The sequence below is a fragment of the Paraburkholderia franconis genome, assembly GCF_009362735.1.
GTDB lineage: Bacteria > Pseudomonadota > Gammaproteobacteria > Burkholderiales > Burkholderiaceae > Paraburkholderia > Paraburkholderia franconis.
Genome location: NZ_WHNP01000006.1, coordinates 82,033 through 99,541, shown reverse-complemented (window position 1 = coordinate 99,541; position 17,509 = coordinate 82,033). Strand labels below are relative to the sequence as shown.

Annotated in this window: 17 protein-coding genes; 6 read left to right on the top strand and 11 right to left on the bottom strand. The window is 65.1% G+C overall.

Annotated elements, in window-relative coordinates:
* Positions 1 to 77: 77 nt before the first annotated feature.
* Together GCT13_RS08675 and GCT13_RS08670 are read right to left on the bottom strand one after the other, a co-directional pair.
* Positions 78 to 1,343 (bottom strand): MFS transporter, encoded by a 1,266-nt coding sequence (locus tag GCT13_RS08675; RefSeq protein ID WP_152756950.1) that lies wholly within the window; start codon positions 1,341 to 1,343, stop codon positions 78 to 80.
* 240 nt (positions 1,344 to 1,583) lie between these two features.
* Positions 1,584 to 1,790, bottom strand: coding sequence for a hypothetical protein (locus tag GCT13_RS08670; protein WP_152756948.1), 207 nt, complete (start codon positions 1,788 to 1,790; stop codon positions 1,584 to 1,586).
* Positions 1,791 to 1,805: 15 nt separating this feature from the next.
* On the opposite strand from GCT13_RS08670, the gene GCT13_RS08665 reads away from it, so the two are divergent.
* The 3 genes from GCT13_RS08665 to GCT13_RS08655 all read left to right on the top strand — a co-directional run bounded on the left by GCT13_RS08665 (position 1,806) and on the right by GCT13_RS08655 (position 5,586).
* The gene (locus GCT13_RS08665) at positions 1,806 to 3,476 is read left to right on the top strand and encodes a methyl-accepting chemotaxis protein (protein WP_152756946.1); all 1,671 of its coding nucleotides are present in this window, start codon (positions 1,806 to 1,808) and stop codon (positions 3,474 to 3,476) included.
* Positions 3,477 to 3,656: 180 nt separating this feature from the next.
* Positions 3,657 to 4,724 (top strand): type IV toxin-antitoxin system AbiEi family antitoxin, encoded by a 1,068-nt coding sequence (locus GCT13_RS08660; RefSeq protein WP_152756944.1) that lies wholly within the window; start codon positions 3,657 to 3,659, stop codon positions 4,722 to 4,724.
* Positions 4,717 to 5,586, top strand: a complete 870-nt coding sequence (locus tag GCT13_RS08655) for a nucleotidyl transferase AbiEii/AbiGii toxin family protein (RefSeq protein WP_152756942.1) — start codon at positions 4,717 to 4,719, stop codon at positions 5,584 to 5,586. Before GCT13_RS08660 ends, GCT13_RS08655 begins: the two co-directional genes overlap by 8 nt.
* A gap of 11 nt (positions 5,587 to 5,597) precedes the next feature.
* Here the strand turns inward: GCT13_RS08655 and GCT13_RS08650 are convergent, their stop codons facing one another.
* From GCT13_RS08650 to GCT13_RS08630, 4 genes are read right to left on the bottom strand one after another with little or no spacing between them, the layout of a single operon-like run.
* A complete protein-coding gene (locus GCT13_RS08650; protein ID WP_152756940.1) occupies positions 5,598 to 6,461 on the bottom strand; it encodes an efflux RND transporter periplasmic adaptor subunit in 864 nt (287 codons plus the stop codon).
* 13 nt (positions 6,462 to 6,474) lie between these two features.
* Positions 6,475 to 6,675, bottom strand: a complete 201-nt coding sequence (locus GCT13_RS08645; RefSeq protein WP_152756938.1) for a DUF1656 domain-containing protein — start codon at positions 6,673 to 6,675, stop codon at positions 6,475 to 6,477.
* Positions 6,665 to 8,896, bottom strand: a complete 2,232-nt coding sequence (locus GCT13_RS08640) for an FUSC family protein (protein ID WP_152756936.1) — start codon at positions 8,894 to 8,896, stop codon at positions 6,665 to 6,667. The genes GCT13_RS08645 and GCT13_RS08640 overlap by 11 nt, the downstream gene beginning before the upstream one ends.
* A gap of 15 nt (positions 8,897 to 8,911) precedes the next feature.
* The gene (locus GCT13_RS08630) at positions 8,912 to 10,501 is read right to left on the bottom strand and encodes an efflux transporter outer membrane subunit (protein WP_321574257.1); all 1,590 of its coding nucleotides are present in this window, start codon (positions 10,499 to 10,501) and stop codon (positions 8,912 to 8,914) included.
* Between the two features lie 162 nt (positions 10,502 to 10,663).
* Here GCT13_RS08630 and GCT13_RS08625 point away from each other — a divergent pair, with 162 nt between their 5' ends.
* Positions 10,664 to 11,602: a LysR family transcriptional regulator gene (locus tag GCT13_RS08625; RefSeq protein ID WP_152756934.1), complete on the top strand. Its 939-nt coding sequence runs from the start codon at positions 10,664 to 10,666 to the stop codon at positions 11,600 to 11,602.
* A gap of 214 nt (positions 11,603 to 11,816) precedes the next feature.
* A complete protein-coding gene (locus tag GCT13_RS48250) occupies positions 11,817 to 11,975 on the top strand; it encodes a hypothetical protein (RefSeq protein ID WP_193727614.1) in 159 nt (52 codons plus the stop codon).
* Between the two features lie 42 nt (positions 11,976 to 12,017).
* Here the strand turns inward: GCT13_RS48250 and GCT13_RS08620 are convergent, their stop codons facing one another.
* The 4 genes from GCT13_RS08620 to wrbA form a co-directional block, all read right to left on the bottom strand.
* Positions 12,018 to 12,869, bottom strand: coding sequence for a metallophosphoesterase (locus tag GCT13_RS08620; protein ID WP_152756932.1), 852 nt, complete (start codon positions 12,867 to 12,869; stop codon positions 12,018 to 12,020).
* 27 nt (positions 12,870 to 12,896) lie between these two features.
* Positions 12,897 to 14,324 (bottom strand): FAD-binding oxidoreductase, encoded by a 1,428-nt coding sequence (locus tag GCT13_RS08615; protein ID WP_152756930.1) that lies wholly within the window; start codon positions 14,322 to 14,324, stop codon positions 12,897 to 12,899.
* Between the two features lie 136 nt (positions 14,325 to 14,460).
* Positions 14,461 to 14,889, bottom strand: a complete 429-nt coding sequence (locus GCT13_RS08610; RefSeq protein ID WP_152757293.1) for a DUF2069 domain-containing protein — start codon at positions 14,887 to 14,889, stop codon at positions 14,461 to 14,463.
* 2 nt (positions 14,890 to 14,891) lie between these two features.
* On the bottom strand, positions 14,892 to 15,494 hold the full coding sequence (wrbA, locus tag GCT13_RS08605; RefSeq protein WP_152756928.1) for an NAD(P)H:quinone oxidoreductase: 603 nt from the start codon (positions 15,492 to 15,494) through the stop codon (positions 14,892 to 14,894).
* Positions 15,495 to 15,705: 211 nt separating this feature from the next.
* Here wrbA and GCT13_RS08600 point away from each other — a divergent pair, with 211 nt between their 5' ends.
* The gene (locus GCT13_RS08600; protein WP_193727613.1) at positions 15,706 to 17,025 is read left to right on the top strand and encodes a YihY family inner membrane protein; all 1,320 of its coding nucleotides are present in this window, start codon (positions 15,706 to 15,708) and stop codon (positions 17,023 to 17,025) included.
* A 79-nt stretch (positions 17,026 to 17,104) separates the two neighbouring features.
* On the opposite strand, the gene GCT13_RS08595 is transcribed toward GCT13_RS08600, so the two are convergent.
* Positions 17,105 to 17,428 (bottom strand): Mpo1-like protein, encoded by a 324-nt coding sequence (locus tag GCT13_RS08595; protein ID WP_152756924.1) that lies wholly within the window; start codon positions 17,426 to 17,428, stop codon positions 17,105 to 17,107.
* Between the last annotated feature and the right edge of the window lie 81 nt (positions 17,429 to 17,509).

Below are 17,509 nucleotides of genomic sequence, written 5' to 3'. Positions count from 1 at the left end.
CGCCGCGATGAGCGGCGCCTTGTCGAGCCCTGGCGTCGAGCCGGATGTCTGCGGCGATCTGGCGCGTGCCTGGCTCTTCACCCTCTTACCCGCTTCCCTTCGATATCCGGCAGAAACACCGTCAGGATGCCCAGCAGCGGCAGGAACGAGCAGACCTTGTAGACATACGCGATGCTCGTCGAGTCGGCGAGCTGGCCGAGCACGGCCGCGCCGATGCCGCCCAGGCCGAACGCGAAGCCAAAGAACAACCCCGCGACCATGCCGACCTTGCCCGGAATCAGCTCCTGCGCGTAGACGAGAATCGCCGAGAACGCCGATGCGAGCACGATGCCGATGATCACCGTCAGCACGCCCGTCCAGAACAGGTTCGCGTACGGCAGCAGCAGCGTGAACGGCGCGACGCCGAGAATCGATACCCAGATCACGTACTTGCGGCCGATCCGGTCGCCGACGGGGCCGCCGATCACCGTGCCCGCCGCGACGGCCGCGAGGAACACGAACAGATGCACCTGCGCGGCCTGCACGGGCAGGTGGAACTTGTCGATCAGATAAAACGTGAAGTAGCTGTTGATGCTCGTCAGGTAGAAGTACTTCGAGAACACCAGCAGTACGAGGATGCTCATCGCGAACGCAACCTTGCCGCGCGGGAGCGTCGCGTGCGGAACGTGGCCCGCGCGCGCTTTTTTCGTCGCGGGATGCTGCTTGTACCAGCGGCTGATCTGCGTGAGCACGAGAATGCCGACGAGCGCCGCCGCCGAGAACCACGCGATGCTGCGCTGTCCGTGCGGAATCACGATCAGCGCGGCGAGCAGCGGCCCGAGCGACGAGCCCGCGTTGCCGCCCACCTGGAACAGCGACTGCGCGAGACCATGCTTGCCGCCCGACGCCATCCGCGCGACGCGCGACGATTCCGGATGGAACACCGACGATCCGCAGCCGACCAGCGCCGCAGCGACGAGCAGCACGCCGAAATTCGGCGCGACCGACATCAGCAGCAGACCCGACAGCGTGAAGCCCATGCCGACGGGCAGCGAGTAGGGCTTCGGATGCCTGTCCGTATAGATGCCGACGAGCGGCTGCAGCAGCGACGCCGTGATCTGATACGTGAGCGTGATCAGGCCGATCTGCCCGAACGACAGCGAGAAGTTGTCCTTCAGCATCGGATAGATCGCAAGGATCAACGACTGGATCATGTCGTTCATCAGATGCGAGAAGCTGATCGCGCCGAGAATCGAATAGACGGTGCGCGCCTGCGGCTTGCCTGCCGCGGCGGAAGCTGAAGCAGTGGCGCCGGAAGCGCCGGCGGCGCCAGCCAGGGCGCCTTTGTCGAGGCTGGATTCCATGTGGTCGGTCTGGAGAGAGTGACTCGGGATGCCAGCGTCGGCGGTCGGGCAAACCGTCGGCGGCGGCCGATGTTTTTAGCGTTTGACGAAGTGTAGTGTGTCTCCCGCCAATTGTCCGGCCAAGTTTTGTCGTGAACCAGACACGCAATTCGGGTGAGCATGCCTGCTTCCGGTGCGGGGCGGCTCCCGTGAGCACTGTCGTGGAGCGCCTTTCGCGCCGCCGATATTCGCGCCAGCCGATCAGGCAAGTGAGCGCAACGCGTCGGAAACGCGCCGGGCGAATTTTGGCCGTGTATAAATCCGGCGCGGCGCGCGGCCCACGAAGCGGCGCGCCGAGGACCGGGCGATGACAGGACGGCGGGCCTCAAGAACACCGTCGGCGATGCCGTCAACCCGGAGAGAAAAGAAGGCATGCCGGAACCGACCTTTCCGGTTGTTGTTAGTCATGTGGGGACGGGAAATATGAAAGCAGTTTCGCTGGGTGGCCAGCCGGGCGCGGGGTTCGTGGCGGATGGCGAAGCGGCCGGTGGGCCGGCGCGTTCGGGGCAGCGGGCAGCGGGCGGCAAGCCGCGTGGATGGTCCGTGAAGACGACGTTGCGCTTCGCCTTTGCCGTGCTGCTCGTCGGCACGCTGGCGATCGGCGTGTTCTCGCTGACCCAGATCAGCCGGCTCAACGGCCAGATGCGCTCGATCTACGAGCAGGGCCACGTCGCGAGCCGGGCCGCCGAGGAAGCGCGCGGCTACTTGTTGCGCGCGAGCCGCGCCCAGAAGATGCTGCTGACGGCAACGACCGCGAAGGAACGCGACGAGCTCGGCGCCGACATCGACAAAGACCTGGCGGGTCTGTCGGCCGAACTCAATACGCTCCAGCAATACGCCGATTCCGCCGAGGTCGCCGCGCAGCAGAAGAAATTCGCCGACGCGATCGGCGTATGGAGCGGGCATCTGCGCGATTTCGTGACGCTCGTGAAGGCGCAGCCGCTCGACCTGTCGCAGATGAACTGGCAGGTCGGCACGCAGGACGTGTCGCTACTCGTCGAGACGGGCAAGCTCGAAAAGCTCGTCGACGAACTCGTCGCGCAGCGCGGCAAGGCGGCGAAGGCGACCATCGACGCGTCGTCGTTCATCTATCAGTCCTCATTCGTGATGATGGCCGTGATGACGGTCGCGCTGATCGTGCTCGCGTTCGTGATCAGCGAATGGGTGGTGCGGCGTCTCTCGCGCCAGCTGGGCGGCGAGCCCGTGTACGCGAAGGAGATCGCCAGCCGCATCGCGGCGGGCGATCTGTCGAACGACATCGTGCTCGGCAAGCGCGATAAGTCCAGCATGCTGTTCGCGCTGCGCGACATGCAGGACGGCCTTTCGTCGACGGTCGCGCATATCGCGGCGAGCGCCGAGGCGATTGCGTCCGCATCGGGCGAGATTTCGATGGGCAATCTCGATCTGTCGCAGCGTACCGAGCAGCAGGCGATGGCGCTCGAGCGCACGGCGAGCAGCATGGAAGAGCTGACATCGACGGTGCGCCAGAACGCGGACAACGCGAAGCAGGCGCGCACGATGGCCGACAATGCATCGGCGATCGCGGAGAAGGGCGGCGAAGTGGTGAGCCGCGTCGTGTCGACGATGGGCGAGATCAACGACAGCGCGAAGAGCATCGGCGACATCATCGGCGTGATCGAGGGGATCGCGTTCCAGACGAACATCCTCGCGCTCAATGCTGCCGTCGAAGCGGCGCGCGCCGGCGAAGAAGGCCGCGGATTCTCGGTAGTGGCGGGCGAAGTGCGCAACCTCGCGCAACGCAGCGCCGCCGCGGCGAAGGAGATCAAGGGCTTGATCAGCACGTCGGTCGAGCGCGCGAGCAACGGCTCGCAGCTCGCGCAGGACGCGGGGCAGACGATGGATGAAGTCGTGAAGGCCGTGAAGCGTGTCACCGACATCATGGGGGAGATCTCGGCCGCTTCCGCCGAGCAGAGCTCCGGAATCGAAGAGATCAATCTCGCCGTTTCGCAGATGGATGCGGGGACCCAGCAGAATGCAGCGCTCGTCGAGCAGGCGACGGCGGCGGCTCGGGCGCTCGATGATCAGGCGCATGCGTTGAAGGCGGCGGTGGCGAAGTTCTCATTACGGGAGTGACGCTGAAAGGGGCAGTGTACGAAAAAATCATAGGGTATGATTTTTTCGTACAGGGACAGAAAAACATACAAAGAGTTTTCGATATCTTTGTTTTTCAATGGGTTACATCCGCCGTGTACGATTTCTTGACTCTGTACGATTTTTTCGTACACTACTCAGAAATCGTACAAAAGGTGCCGGATGATCTCGCGACCCGACGTTCTGTCGATAACCGGGCAGCAAATTCTGGCTGGAGCGTGTAGCGCGTTCCAGTCTTCGACGCGCATTTACAAGGCTAAACCGGTCGCCGCCTCCAGAATTAGCCTGGAAGCCGACGGCGCCATCCAGTTCGATATCGACGGCAAGAAGCTGGTGATGCCCGTTCATGTGGCTTCCCGTGCCAACCGCGCCAACGTTCTTCTCGTCTCCGACCGCCTGCAATCCGCCAGTGTCGACGGCCGTCCGCTCATGCTGGTCGCGCCATATGTCGACCCCGACCTGGCGATGGACCTGATCGATCGCAACATCCCCTTTCTCGATGCGGTCGGCAACGCGTTCATCCGGGAGCCCGAGGCCACGATCATGATCGTGGGCCGCCCGCGACTGCCGTGGGCAACGGGCACGCAGACTTCGCGGTCCACGACCAGCAAAGGCTTGCAGGTGATGTTCGCGCTCGCCACGCAACCGGGTCTCGCGAGCGAGCCATACCGCAAGATCGCGGAAGCGTCCGGCGCAGCCTTGAGCACGGTGAATCAGGTGGTCGACGATCTGCTGGCGCGTGGTCTGCTCGTCACGCGCCGAAACGGCGAGCGAATCTTCCCGGACTGGCAGAAATATGTCGATGAATGGGTGAGCCTGTACCCTACGCGCCTGAGGCCGAAGCTGGCATTGTCGACGTATACCGCCACGTCGCCGGACTGGTGGCGTGCGTTCGACTTCCTCAAGTTCGATGCCCGGCTTGGCGGCGAGGCCGCGGCGGATCTCGTCGCGCAAGAGCTCAAGGCGGTTCGTGTGACGATCTACGCGCGTCAGAACCTGGGTGCAGACTTCTTGAAGGAGGCGCGCCTGCGCCCGAGTCCAGACGGCGAAGTGGAGGTTCTTGCATCCTTCTGGCGCGAACCGGCCGATTATGGATGGGACACGTCGCCGTCACTCCCCGTCGTGCATCCATTGCTTGTGTACGCCGATCTGATCGCATCCGGAGATAGCCGGAACCTGTCCGTCGCGAGACACCTATACGAGCGCTACGTCGGAAATCTTCATGCTTAGAGTCAGCGAAGAGCGTCCCATGCACCCCGCCACTTCGGCGCTGCTCAGGCGAGTCTGCGATGCGACGAAGCGTCTGGGCACGCCGTTCGTGATCGCGGGAGCAACGGCGCGCGACATCGTTCTCTGGCATGTGTACGGCATTCGCGCCGAGCGAGCCACGCGAGACGTCGATGTGGCCGTCTGCGCAGTCAACTGGGCATCGTACGAGGTGCTGATCGGCGAGCTCGTGAACGTGGAGGGCTTCCGTCAGGACCATCGCGCTCCGCAGCGGCTGTTGTTCGGGCACGCCGACACAGGCATGACGATCCCGCTCGACCTGGTGCCTTTCGGCGACATCGAAGTACCGAAGGGTTCGATCGCATGGCCGCCCGAAGGGGAGTTCGTTCTCACGGTGCTCGGCTTCAGCGAGGCCGTCGACACGGCGTCTCAGATCGAAATCGAAGCCGATCTGGTGGTGCCCGTCGTCACGCTCCCGGCGCTTACGCTGCTCAAACTGCTAGCCTGGGAAGACCGTAGACGACAGGAAAACAAGGACGCCTCCGACCTGTTGCTCATTCTGCGAAGTTATCTGTGGGCGGGTAACGAAGAGCGCGTGTGGACCGACGCAGCCGATCTGATGGAAGCCTATGCGTTTAACGACTCGACGGCTTCGTGCGCGCTGCTCGGACGTGACGCACGGAATCTCGCGTTGCCGTCGACGCGTGACAAGGTTCGCTCGCTGCTCGGAGACGAACGCACTTACCAGACGCTTGTGAGGGACCTGCTGGCACGCGCGGCCGCCGCCCCATTCGAAGACGGCTTCGCAGACAGGCTGGAGGCAGACGTCGACGCGTTCCGTGACGGCTTCATGGCCGAGCCCTGAAAGGGCATGGCTCACAAAGAAGGCGTCACCACGACAGTACAGGTCGTCCCCGCAGAAAGCAGCACACCGTCCGGCACCGAATCGATCTTCACCCGCACCGGCACGCGCTGCGCCAGTCTCACCCAGTTGAACGTCGGATTCACATCGGCCAGCAATTCACGGCTTTCCGGGTTGTCCCGGTCGTAAATTCCTCGCGAGATGCTCTCGACGTGGCCTTTCAGCGTGCCGCCGCTCATCAGCCGGATATCGGCCTTGTCGCCGACCTTCACGTGAGGCAGCTTCGTCTCCTCGAAGTACCCATAGACCCAGAACGAGTGGCTATCGACGATAGCGAGCTTCGCTGATCCCGCAATCGCATAGTCGCCGCGATAGACGTTCAGGTTGGTCACGTAGCCGTCGACGGGCGACACGACACGAGTCCGCTCGAGGTTGAGCTTCGCCGCATCGAGCGCGGCGAGCGCCTGCTGATACTGCGCCTCGGCAGCCGTTGCGGTGTGCGTCGCGTTCTCGCGGCTTTCTTTCGATACGACGAGGCTGTCCATATCCGCGCGACGCTGCGCATCGTCACGGCGCATCTGCAACTCGGCCTTGCGCGCGGCGACGGCGGCCTGCGCCTGCTCGATGGCGATCTGATAGTGCGACGGATCGATCTGCATCAGCAGATCGCCCTTGTGGACGAACTGGTTGTCGCGCACGGGCAACTGGACGACGGCGCCCGACACATCGGGCGCAATGTTCACGACCTCGGCGCGCACGCGGCCGTCGCGCGTCCACGGCTCGTCCATGTAATGCACCCACAGCGTACGCCCGATCAAGATCGCGACGACGAACACGATGGCTGTCGCGATAAACCCAATGATGTTTCTGATAGTCATGATTCGACTCTGGTCAACGATAAACGGCGAGGCCCAACACGCCGCACACACACACGAGCAGGCTCGCGCGGAACAGGGACGGGTGCCATACGATGCGATACACGCCCGTATAGGCGATCACGCGGTCCAGCACCCACGTGATCGCGGCGCCCGCAATGAACAGCAGCACGATCGCGGGCATGTACGCGTCGAGGACGGCGATCTCACGTGGCATGGCGAACTCCTTGTGGCGCGCCGCTGCTCGCGTCGCCATCGGCGCCGAGCTGCCCCAGCGGCGATTGCGGATCGAGCAGCGCGCTCCGGATGAAATGCAGGTGGCTCAAGATGCGTTGCAACCGATGACGCTCTTCGCGCGGCGGCGCGAACGTCGCGAGCGTCTGCTGGACGGCGGCGATCGCATCGGCCGTCGCGGCGAGTGCGTGGTCGAGGCGCCTGGCGCGCGGCCGCGCGAAGAGACGCGCGATTGCGTCGCACGTCGAGCGCAGCGTCACGCGCCACGGCATCGACGGCGCGTAGCGCGCATCGCGCGGCAGCGTCGCGATTTCGCCGCGCAAGTCGATCGTCGCGTTGCCGATTTCCAGCACCGCGAACATCCAGCGCATCGTGTCGCGCTTCACGTCGGGCTCGTTCGGCGCGAGTGCGTTGATCTGGTGCATCAGGTCGCGCGTGCCGCTCTCGAAGCGTGCGCGCAGACGCCACAGACGCTCCCACCGGGGTCCGATGCGCCCTCGGCACGCGAGCACCACCTGAGCGCGCAGGTCGTTCAGCAGACGGTTGCGCAGCCATGGCGTCGACGGCGGCAACAGCACGGCGAACGCGATCGACGCGACCAGCATCGAGATCACGAGCGCGAGCGCATCGTTGATGAAGCTGCTCGGGTCGTAATGAATCACGTTGTCGGGGCCCGCGAGATAGCAGAAGAAGATGCAATAGCCGACGCCATAGCCGGCCAGCTTCGGGCGCGTTGTCATCCACACGCCGAGCGCGAGGAACGGCGTGAGCGCCGCGCACAACAGCGCAAAGCCGTCGATATGCGGATAGATGCCGAACGTCAGCACCATCGCGAGCAGCGACGACAGCGTCGTGCCAGCAGCCATCTGGAACACCGTGCGCGTCGGATTCGGCGACGAGGATGCGAGCGCGCAGACGGCGGCTGCGTCCAGCGTGAGCGTCGCGCCGCTCGGCCAGGCGGTGGCGATCCAGAAGGCGCCGAGTATCGACATCACGATCGCCGCGCGCAGACCCGCGACGCCCGCCGCGATGCCGTTCGTCTTCGGTTCGTAGCGCTCGATCCAGCGCTCGCGTTCATGCGTCGCGACGGCGAGCGACGCGTAGGTCGCCGCATACGCGTGCAGATCGTCGACGAAGCGGTACAGCAGTTCCGCGCCCGTGTCGAAATCGAGCAAGGGCACGTCGGCGTCGCCTTCGAGTTCGGTGCGCGTCGCCCGCACGCGCTTCGGCAGTTCGGCCTTGTAGGTTTCGAGCTGCGCGGCGGCGTGCGCGGCGTCGGCGGCCGTGAGCACGGGCTCGCCCGATTTGCTCAGCAACGGCGCGATCTCGCGGAAGTACGGTTCGAGCGCGGCCACGGCGGCCGTCGCGCCCGCTGCGCGCAGACGGTTCATCAGCTGATGCAGCGCGTGAAAGCGCGTCGATGCCGTCATGAACTCGCTGTTCAGACGCGACAGGCGGCCGTTGCGCATCCGCGAATCGGGATTCTCGAACACGGCGACGCTGCGCACGGCCTCGAAGCCCACGATGTCGGCGACGAACTTCGCATTGGTGTCCTCGATGCGCGCGCGATCGGCCTTGCCCGATAGCGCCGCGCACACGTAGTCGACGAACGAAGAGAAGCGCGTGCGCACCGTGCTGCGCATCTGCTCGCCCGCGTGCTCCGGGAACACCAGCGCGCTCACGACGCCCGAACAGACGATGCCGACCACGACTTCCGCGACCCGCGTGAGCGCCGTCATGAACGCGCCATCGGGATGCTGCGAGGCGGGAATGCCGATCAGCGCCGCCGTGTAGCCCGCCAGCACGAAGCCGTACGAGCGGAAGTTGCGGTTGCGCGCGGCGCCCGCCGTGCAGATGCCGACCCAGATCGCCGTCGACATGATGAAAAGTTCCGGCTGCTGCGCGAACAGGCCGATCAGCGCGAGCATCACGACGAGACCGATCAGCGTGCCGCAGATCCGGTAGAAGCTCTTCGCGAACACCATCCCGCTTTGCGGCTGCATCACGATGAACACGGTCGTCATCGCGGTACGCGGCTGGGGCAGGTCGAGCCGCATCGCGATGCCGAGCGCGAGAAAACACGCGGCGAGCGCCTTGAAGAGGTAGATCCACGTGCGGCCGTCGGTGCACGCCCAGTCGACGAACGCGGCGTAGAGCGCGCCGGGTGTCCGGGGCGTGCGGGAGACGGAGTGGTTGGTGGACATCGGCGGCTTCTCCCGTTAGCGGACGGCGGACGCGCCCGTCGCCGCGCTGTTCGATGTGCGCTTCGACGCGTCCTTCGGCGCGTCAGCCGTGGAAGCGCCCGCGCGATCCGCCGTCCTGTCCTTGCCATGCGCGGGCAGCACGTCCTTTTGCGTCGGACCATCGGCGGGATCGATCAGGCCGCCGCCGAGCGCGGTGACGAGGGTCGCGTGCGCCGACAACTGCTCGGCCTGCACCTTCGCGACGCCTTCCTGCGCGCGCAGCAATTGCGTCTGCGCGATCAGCACGTTCACGTAGTCGGTCAGGCCGCGCCGATAACCCTCGCGCGCAAGCTGGTAGCTCTTGTTCGCCGTCGCGACGGAACGCTGCGCGTCCTTCAGCTGCGTATCGAGCGAGCGCATGCGCACGACCTCGTCGGCAATTTCCTTGAGCGCGGTGACGATCGTCTGGTTGTATTGCTCGACGGCCACGTCGTAGCCCGCCGATGCCGCGCCCAGTTGCGAGCGCAGACGTCCTCCCGTGAAGATCGGCAGCGACAGCGCGGGGCCCGCCGTCCAGCCGCCCGACGCCGACTTCAGAAAGCCGAACAGCGGCCCCATCGCCGCATAACCGCCGACGGACGCGAGCAGGTCGATGTTCGGATAGAAGTCGGCCTTCGCGACGTCGATGCCGCGCGCCTGCGCGGCGACCGTCCAGCGCGCGGCGACGATGTCGGGGCGATGGCCGATCAGCTCGGCGGGCAGCGTCGACGGCAGGCCGGCGAACGCGGATAGCGCCAGCTGCGGGCGCGTGATCGAATCGCCCGCGCCGGGCCCCTTGCCCGCGAGCGCGGCAAGCTGGTTGCGGCCGAGCGCGATCGATTCCTCGATCGCGTCGATCTGGCGTTCGTATTCGGGCAGCGGCGCTTCCGCCTGCGCGACTTCGAGCTGCGTGCCGATGCCGCCCTTCAGGCGCCGGTTCGCCAGCGCGGCGACCTGTTGCTGCTGTTCGAGCGTCGACTTCGCGATGTCGAGCAGCGCGTAGTTCAGCGACATATCGATGTAGGCGCGCACGATGTTCGATTCGAGTTCGAGCTGCGCGGCGCGGTAGTCGGCGGCGCGGGCATGCGCGACGTCGAGTGCCTGTTCGGCGGCGTTCTTGTCCTTGCCCCACAGGTCGAGGTGGTACGACAGGCCGAGCTCGGCCGTGTTGTTCCACGATTCCTGGCCGGCGAGCGGGCCGGGGCCGTAAAAGACGTTGTCCGGCCATTGCTTGCGCTGGATCTGCATGCTGCCGTTGACTTGCGGCAGCAGCGCGGACTTCGCGACGCCCGCCATCGACTGCGCCTCGCGCACGCGCGCCTGCGCCGCGGCGAGCGACGGATTGCCCGCCTGCGCCGCTTCGATCCATGCGTTCAGCTGCGAATCGTTATAGGCGCGCCACCAGTCGGCGGCGGGCCATTGGGCGTCGGCATTGGCCGCGCGGATCGCGGCGCCGACATCGAGCGTGGCGGGATCGGTGCGGGTGGATTCGGGAGCAATGTGCCCGGTACTCGCACAGCCGGCGATTATCAACGAGATCGTAAGAACCGACAGCGCGGCGATCCCTTTTCTTACCGGAAACTGCACGATTTGCTCTCCAAAAGACTATATAACCTAGAGTGTCATTATATTTTTCGGGTAATTAAGGAATAACCCGTAAGGGTGCAACGCATACTTACGGAGAATGAGATAATCGTCTTTCCAAATCGTGCAACAATCCTTCCCGTACAGAGAGATTGGATTCGAAATATGGATACGCTTCAGAACATGCGCGTATTTGTCCGCGTCGTCGAAGCGGGCAGCTTTACGGGCGCGGCGCAGCATCTCAACACGACGACGGCCTATGCGTCGCGTGCCGTCTCCGATCTCGAGGCGCATCTGCGCACGCGTCTGTTGAACCGCACGACGCGCCGCATCGCGCTCACGGAAGCGGGCGAGCGCTATCTGCAGCGCTGCGAGCAGATCCTCGCGTACGTCGACCAGGCGGAAGCCGAAGCCAGCGACGCGCACGCGCGTCCGTCGGGCAAGCTGAAAGTCCATGCGATGACGAGCTTCGGCCAGCACTACGTGGTGCCCGCCGTCGGCCGCTATCAGCAGCGCTATCCCGACGTCCATCTCGAACTGACGCTCGCGCAGCGCATGCCCGATCTGCTCGACGAAGGCTATGACGTCGCGCTCGTGCTCGCGCAGAGCCTGCCGGACTCCGGGCTCGTGTCGCAGCGCCTGGGCAGCGCGTTCAGCATCGCGTGCGCGTCGCCCGATTATCTGGAGCGCAACGGCGTGCCGCAGACGCTCGCCGATCTGCGCGGCCATACGTGCCTGCAGATGATCACGCCCGTCATGCCCGCCGACGAATGGACGTTCGACGGTCCCAATGGCCAGGAGACGCTGCATCTCGGCGCGACCACGTTCCAGATCAACGTCGCGGAAGCGATGGCCGTGGCCGTGCGCGAAGGGATGGGCGTCGCGGTGCTGCCGATCTATTCGGCGATTGCGGGCCTGCGCAGCGGCGAGCTCGTGTGGATTCTGCCGGAGTACATCTCGCAGGAGATGAACGTGTACGCGCTGTATCCGTCGCGGCAGTATCTGGACGCGAAGATTCGCACGTGGGTCGAATTCCTGCGCGACGAACTGCCCGCGACGCTTGCCGCCGATCAGGCCGAACTGCGCAAATTCGCGCGCACCTGACACCGCCCGGCACGACGCGAAGTGATGCATCCGATGTGCGGCGTGTGGTGCATGCGTGATGCAGGAAATGCGCAGGAAAGACCTTTGACGCTCTGTTACATCCCGCCGTTGCGCGGCAACACTTCCTTACTTCCTCGCGGCATCGGGTTTGCTAACGTTTCGTCAAGGCCGAGATCTTCCGGCACGCAGGCACATCTGAAACGAAGAGGGAATCATGGATACGCATCTGATGATCGGCGTCGCCGTCATGCTCGGACTGATTGGAATCGCGGCGTCGCGCGACATTCTCCGGCGGTTGCGGCCTCAGGCGCGGCTCGTGCCCGTGCGCGCCGGGCGGCCCGCACGGCGCTCGCGCGATGCCAGCAGCATGTAGCCGGTGGGTAGCAGGCCTTCAGGCAGACCTTTAAGCGGACTTTCAGAGTTCCACGACCTTGTCCCACGCGAACTCGGTGTTTTCGAGCCGACGCGTGCGGCGGTCGATATAGCCGCGCGGATTGCAGACGACGCGCGTCCCGTTCTCCACGTAATCGAAGGCCGTGTGCGTGTGTCCGTGCACCCACAGCGTGACAGGCGCGCGCACGAGCGACGGCAAATGATTCACGAAGCCCGCCGACACGGGGTCGTCCGCGTAACGCTCGGCGAGACTGCGTAAATGCGGCGCGTGATGCGTGACGACGATCGTCTTGCCGCCGAACGGTTTGGCCAGTTCCGTTTCCAGCCACGCGCGCGCGTGCCGGTGAAGCGCGAGCGTATCGGCGGCGGTGAGGTTGCGCGGCGTGTTGTCCTGTACGCGGTTCACGCGTTGCGGGTCGGTTGCATCGTCGGCATCGTTGCCCGCCGTCCACGTCACCTGAATCAATCCGCGATAGTCGAGCATTACGCGCTCGGCGGCCGCAATCGATGTCGCGCGCGAATCTTCATCGGCGCCATACAGGTCGAAGTCGGTCCACAGCGTCGTGCCGAGCACGCGCCATCCGCCATCGGGATCGACGAGCGTCGCGTTGTTGAGAAAGTGCACGTTGTCGACGCTCGCGGCCGCGTCGTGCATCGCCGCTTCGAGCGCGCCGAACTCGCCGTCATAGTATTCGTGATTGCCCGGCACGTAGACGACGGGCACCGTGCCGTCGAACGTTTCGGCCGCCCAGCGCAACCCTTCGGCGTGGTTGTGAATGTCGCCCGCCAGCACGACGAGATCGGCTTTTGCATGCGGGATCACTTCCGGCTCGTCGCACTCGAGATGCAGGTCGGACAGCACGCGGATCTTCATAAACGCCTCTCGTCGATACCCATGCCGTTAGCGTAGCACCTTGCCGGGATTCATCAGGTTGAGCGGATCGAACGCTGCTTTCAATGTCTTCATCAGACGCACTTCGACGTCCGACTTGTATTGCGCGGCTTCGTCGATTTTTAGCTGCCCGACTCCGTGCTCCGCGCTGATGCTGCCGCGATGCCGATGCACGCTGTCGTAGACGATCTGATTCATCGCGCTCTGGTACTGGGCGAGAAACGCTTTTGCGTCGACGCCTTCCGGCGCCTGCACGTTGTAGTGCAGATTGCCGTCGCCGAGATGGCCGAACGTGACCATGCGCGCGCCCGGCACGGCCTTCGCGATCGCGGCATCGGTTTCGTCGATGAAGTGGCCGATGCGCGAAATCGGCACGGCAATATCGTGCTTGATGTTCAGTCCTTCTTCGGCCTGCGCGAGCGGAATGTGCTCGCGCAGATTCCAGAACGCCTTCGACTGCGCGAGATTCTCCGCGACCACGGCATCTTCGACGAGATTGTCTTCGAGCGCTGTTTCCATCAGCCGCTCGAAGAGGGCGCGCGCATGCTCCTCGCTCTCGCTGTCCGACAGTTCGAGCAGCACGATCTGCGCATGCCGTTGCGCGAACGGATAGCGCATCTGCGCGAAATGCTTGCCCACGAGTTGCAGGCAGAAATCCGACATCAGCTCGAAGCCCGTCAGCAGCGGCCCGGCGTGACGCTGCGCGAGCGACAGAAAATCCAGCGCGGCATGCGGCGACGGCAGTGCGGCGAGCGCGGTCACGCGCGCGGCCGGCTGCGGATGCAGCTTCATCACGGCAGCCGTGATGATGCCGAGCGTGCCTTCCGCGCCGATGAAGAGATCGCGCAGATCGTAGCCTGTATTGTCCTTGCGCAGTCCGCGCAGCCCGTCCCACAGCTCGCCTTGCGGCGTCACGACTTCGAGGCCGAGACACAGTTCGCGCGTATTGCCGTAGCGCAGCACGCCCGTGCCGCCCGCGTTCGTCGACAGATTGCCGCCGATCGAGCAGCTGCCTTCCGCCGCGAGGCTCAGCGGGAACAGGCGTCCCGCCGCTTCGGCGCGCGCCTGGATGTCCGCGAGCACGACGCCCGCTTCGACGGTGATCGTGTTGTTGTGCGGATCGACGTCGCGCACGCGGTTCAGCCGCTTGAGGCTCAGCACGGCTTGCGCGCCGCTCGCATCGGGCGTGGCGCCGCCCGCGAGGCCCGTATTGCCGCCTTGCGGCACGATCGAGACGCGGTGCTCGTTCGCGAGCCGCACGAGCGCGGCGACCTCGTCAGCCGTCGACGGACACAGCACCGCGCACGCGCTGCCCGTGTAGCGTCGGCGCCAGTCGGTCAGAAAGGGCGCGGTGTCGTGCGGATCGGTGAGGACGTGCGCGGCGCCGATGGCATCGATGCACGCGGCGACGAAGGGCGAAGTAGCGGCGGAATTCATGTTGGTCGGTCAGAACGGGTAGCGCATGTGCGGCTGGTGCGCGAATCTCGCGCGGGTTGGGCCACTGTGGCTATGGCAGCCACCGGGTCATCGGGGCGCTGCGCGGCGGGGCTGGCGTCGCGCGGCGGCGGGCAATTCAGGCGGAACCGCTTGCAGGTCCGCTTGCAGGTACATTCTCGCGCGCATGTCGTTTCGCCGCGCGCTTGAATGGCGCGACATAGACGAGCGCGCAGACGAAGAACGTCGCGGCGAGCAGCACCTCGCACCAGCCGAGGCGAGCGCTCAAGCCGCGGTCGGACATGCCGCGCACGATGCCTTCCATCAGATACAGCAGGCTCAGCATCGACGCCCATTGCAGCGTGTAGAGCCGCTTGCGGAACACGCCCGGCAGCGCGAGCAACAGCGGCACGGCCTTGAGCACCAGCAGCGAGCCGCCTGCGCGCAACGGCGCAAGCCACCATTCCCACGCGACGCACAGCGCGATCAACGCGATGAGCGCAAGCGCCGCGCCCGATGCGGCAGCGCGATTGCCTCGCGCGCCCGTGTCAGCTGCGTCGCGCGGCATATTCACGGCCGCTCGCTCATCGACGCCGCCGCGCGGGCGATGCGCGCGCCCAGCGCGCTCGCGAGCGTTTTCTCGTCGGCGGAAATGCCTTGGCCCGCCGAGTCGGCGCGCGCAAAATGCGACGCGCCATACGGCGTGCCGCCCGTGAGCGTCGTGGTCAGCGTGCTTTCGGTGTACGGAATGCCGAGAATCATCATGCCGTGATGCAGGAGCGGCAGCATCATCGACAGCAGCGTCGATTCCTGGCCGCCATGCAGACTGCCCGTCGACGTGAACACGCAGGCCGGCTTGCCCGCGAGCGCGCCCGAGAGCCACTGCGGCGTGGTGCCGTCGAGAAAGTATTTGAGCGGCGCGGCCATGTTGCCGAAGCGCGTCGGCGAACCGAGCGCGAGTCCCGCGCATTCTTCGAGATCGCGCAGTTCCGCGTAGGGCGGGCCTTCTTCCGGAATGTCGGGCTGCGTGGCCTCGCAGACGGTCGAGACGGGCGGCACCGTGCGCACGCGCGCCTGCATGCCGGGAACGCTGTCGATGCCGTGCGCGATCGCCAGCGCGAGTTCGCGCGTGGCGCCGTGCCGGCTGTAGTAAAGCACGAGGATGTCTTTCATAGGCGTTTGCAGTGAACGGGTATTATAGGGGTGGGTCCATTGACGGTGCCGCGAGTCTGTCGGCGTTCATCTCTGTTGCTTGCGGTCCGCTTTCGGGTGACTGCTTTCGGATGAATCAACCGTGGGTTCGTCGAACGCCTGATGATGCGTCGGCCGTCACGCGCATGTGTATCGAAGTCGAAATCGAAGTCGAAAGCCGGAGGAGGTTGTCTTGTTGTCCAGGTTGCGTCTCGATCTCGACGCGCTCAAGCGTCTCGCGGAATTCGCCGCGAAGCGTAGCGGCGAGGATCGCATCCCGCAGGTGGCTGGCAGTCTGACGTTCACGACGATGCTGTCGCTGGTGCCGCTCGCGACGGTCGCGTTCGCGCTCTTCACGGCGTTCCCGATCTTTGCGCAATTTCAGGCGTCGCTGCAGACCTTTCTCGCCGAACACCTGATGCCCGATCAGGTCAGCAGCCAGATCTTCAAGTATCTGAACCAGTTCGCGTCGAAGGCGAAGGGGCTGACGACGCTCGGGATGATCGTGCTGTTCGTCACGTCCGTGATGACGATGATGACGGTCGAATCCGCGTTCAACGTGATCTGGCGCGTGCGCAAGGCGCGGCCGTTCGCGCAGCGCGTGCTGGTCTACTGGGCGATCCTGACGCTCGGGCCGATTCTGATCGGCGTGAGCCTGTCGATCTCGTCGTATCTGTTCACGCAGTCGATGAGCTATACGGCCGCGCAACGCATCACGCCGCTGATCGAATGGGCGCTGGCGGGCGCGGCGTTGCCGCTGACGGTGCTCGCGTTCACGCTGCTCTATGTGTTCTTGCCGAACTGCCGCGTCGAGTGGCGCGACGCGATTGTCGGTGGCGTGACGGCGGCCATCGCGTTCGAGTTCGCGAAGCGCGGCTTCGGCTTCTACATCCGGCGCATTCCCACTTATACCGCCGTGTACGGCGCGTTCGCCGTCGTGCCGCTCTTTCTGCTGTGGATGTACCTCAGCTGGTTCATCACGCTCGCGGGCGCGATGATCGCGTCGGCGCTGCCCGCGATACGCATCGGGCAGTTTCATCGCCGGGACTTTCCTGGCAGCGATCTGCTCGATTCGCTCGAACTGCTTGCGCGCCTCGCCGAAGCGCGCGACGCGGGCACGCACGGCTACACGGTGCCCGAACTCGCTCGCGCATTGCGGCGCGATCTGGCGACGACCGTGCGCCTGTTGCAACAACTGGAGTCGATCGACTGGATCGTCCAGCTCGACGAGAATGGCCAGCGGCCGCATTTCCTGCTGGTCGCGAATCCGAATCAGATCACGGTCAAGCGGCTCTTCGACCTGTTCGTGATCGACCACGACGAGCTGGCTTATCAGCTGAAACTCGATTCGACGCGCGTCGACAGCGCGATGCTGCTCGCCGCGCTCGATACCGAACGGCTCAATGTGTCGCTTGCGAGCTTGCTGGCGGCGCGGGCGGCTTCTCGGGGAATTGCGCAGCAGCCTCAGACGGGCGCGAACGGCACGCCCGCGTTGCCGCAGCAGACGGCTTGAAGCTGCTTGCCGTCAACGGTTGCCTTTGATCCTTTCGCACTTTTTTGCGTCGTTCCGCGCACTTCAACCGGCGCCGACGCTAGAGCGAAATGCGCCCGGTGCAGATGTCCTTGAACATTACCCAGTCGCCCATCAGGCTGTAGACGGGATGCCGGAATGTCGCGGGCCTGTTCTTCTCGAAGAAGAAATGCCCGACCCAGGCGAACCCGTAGCCGCACACGACGGCAGCGGGCAGCCATAGCCAGTCGCCCGTCGCGACGGCCATCGCGACGCAGCCGATCACACCGAGCGATCCGATGAAATGCAGCCGCCGCGACATCGTGTTGCGATGCTCGGTCAGATAGTACGGATAGAACTCCGCGAAGCTCGCAAAGTGCTCGTCGTGCGTTGTCTGATGGCTCATGATCGCCTCCATTGCCTGCCCGCATCGGCGGCGCAGGTACTGTCCGACCCGCGCAGGCATGGATTCATTGTGCTGCTATCG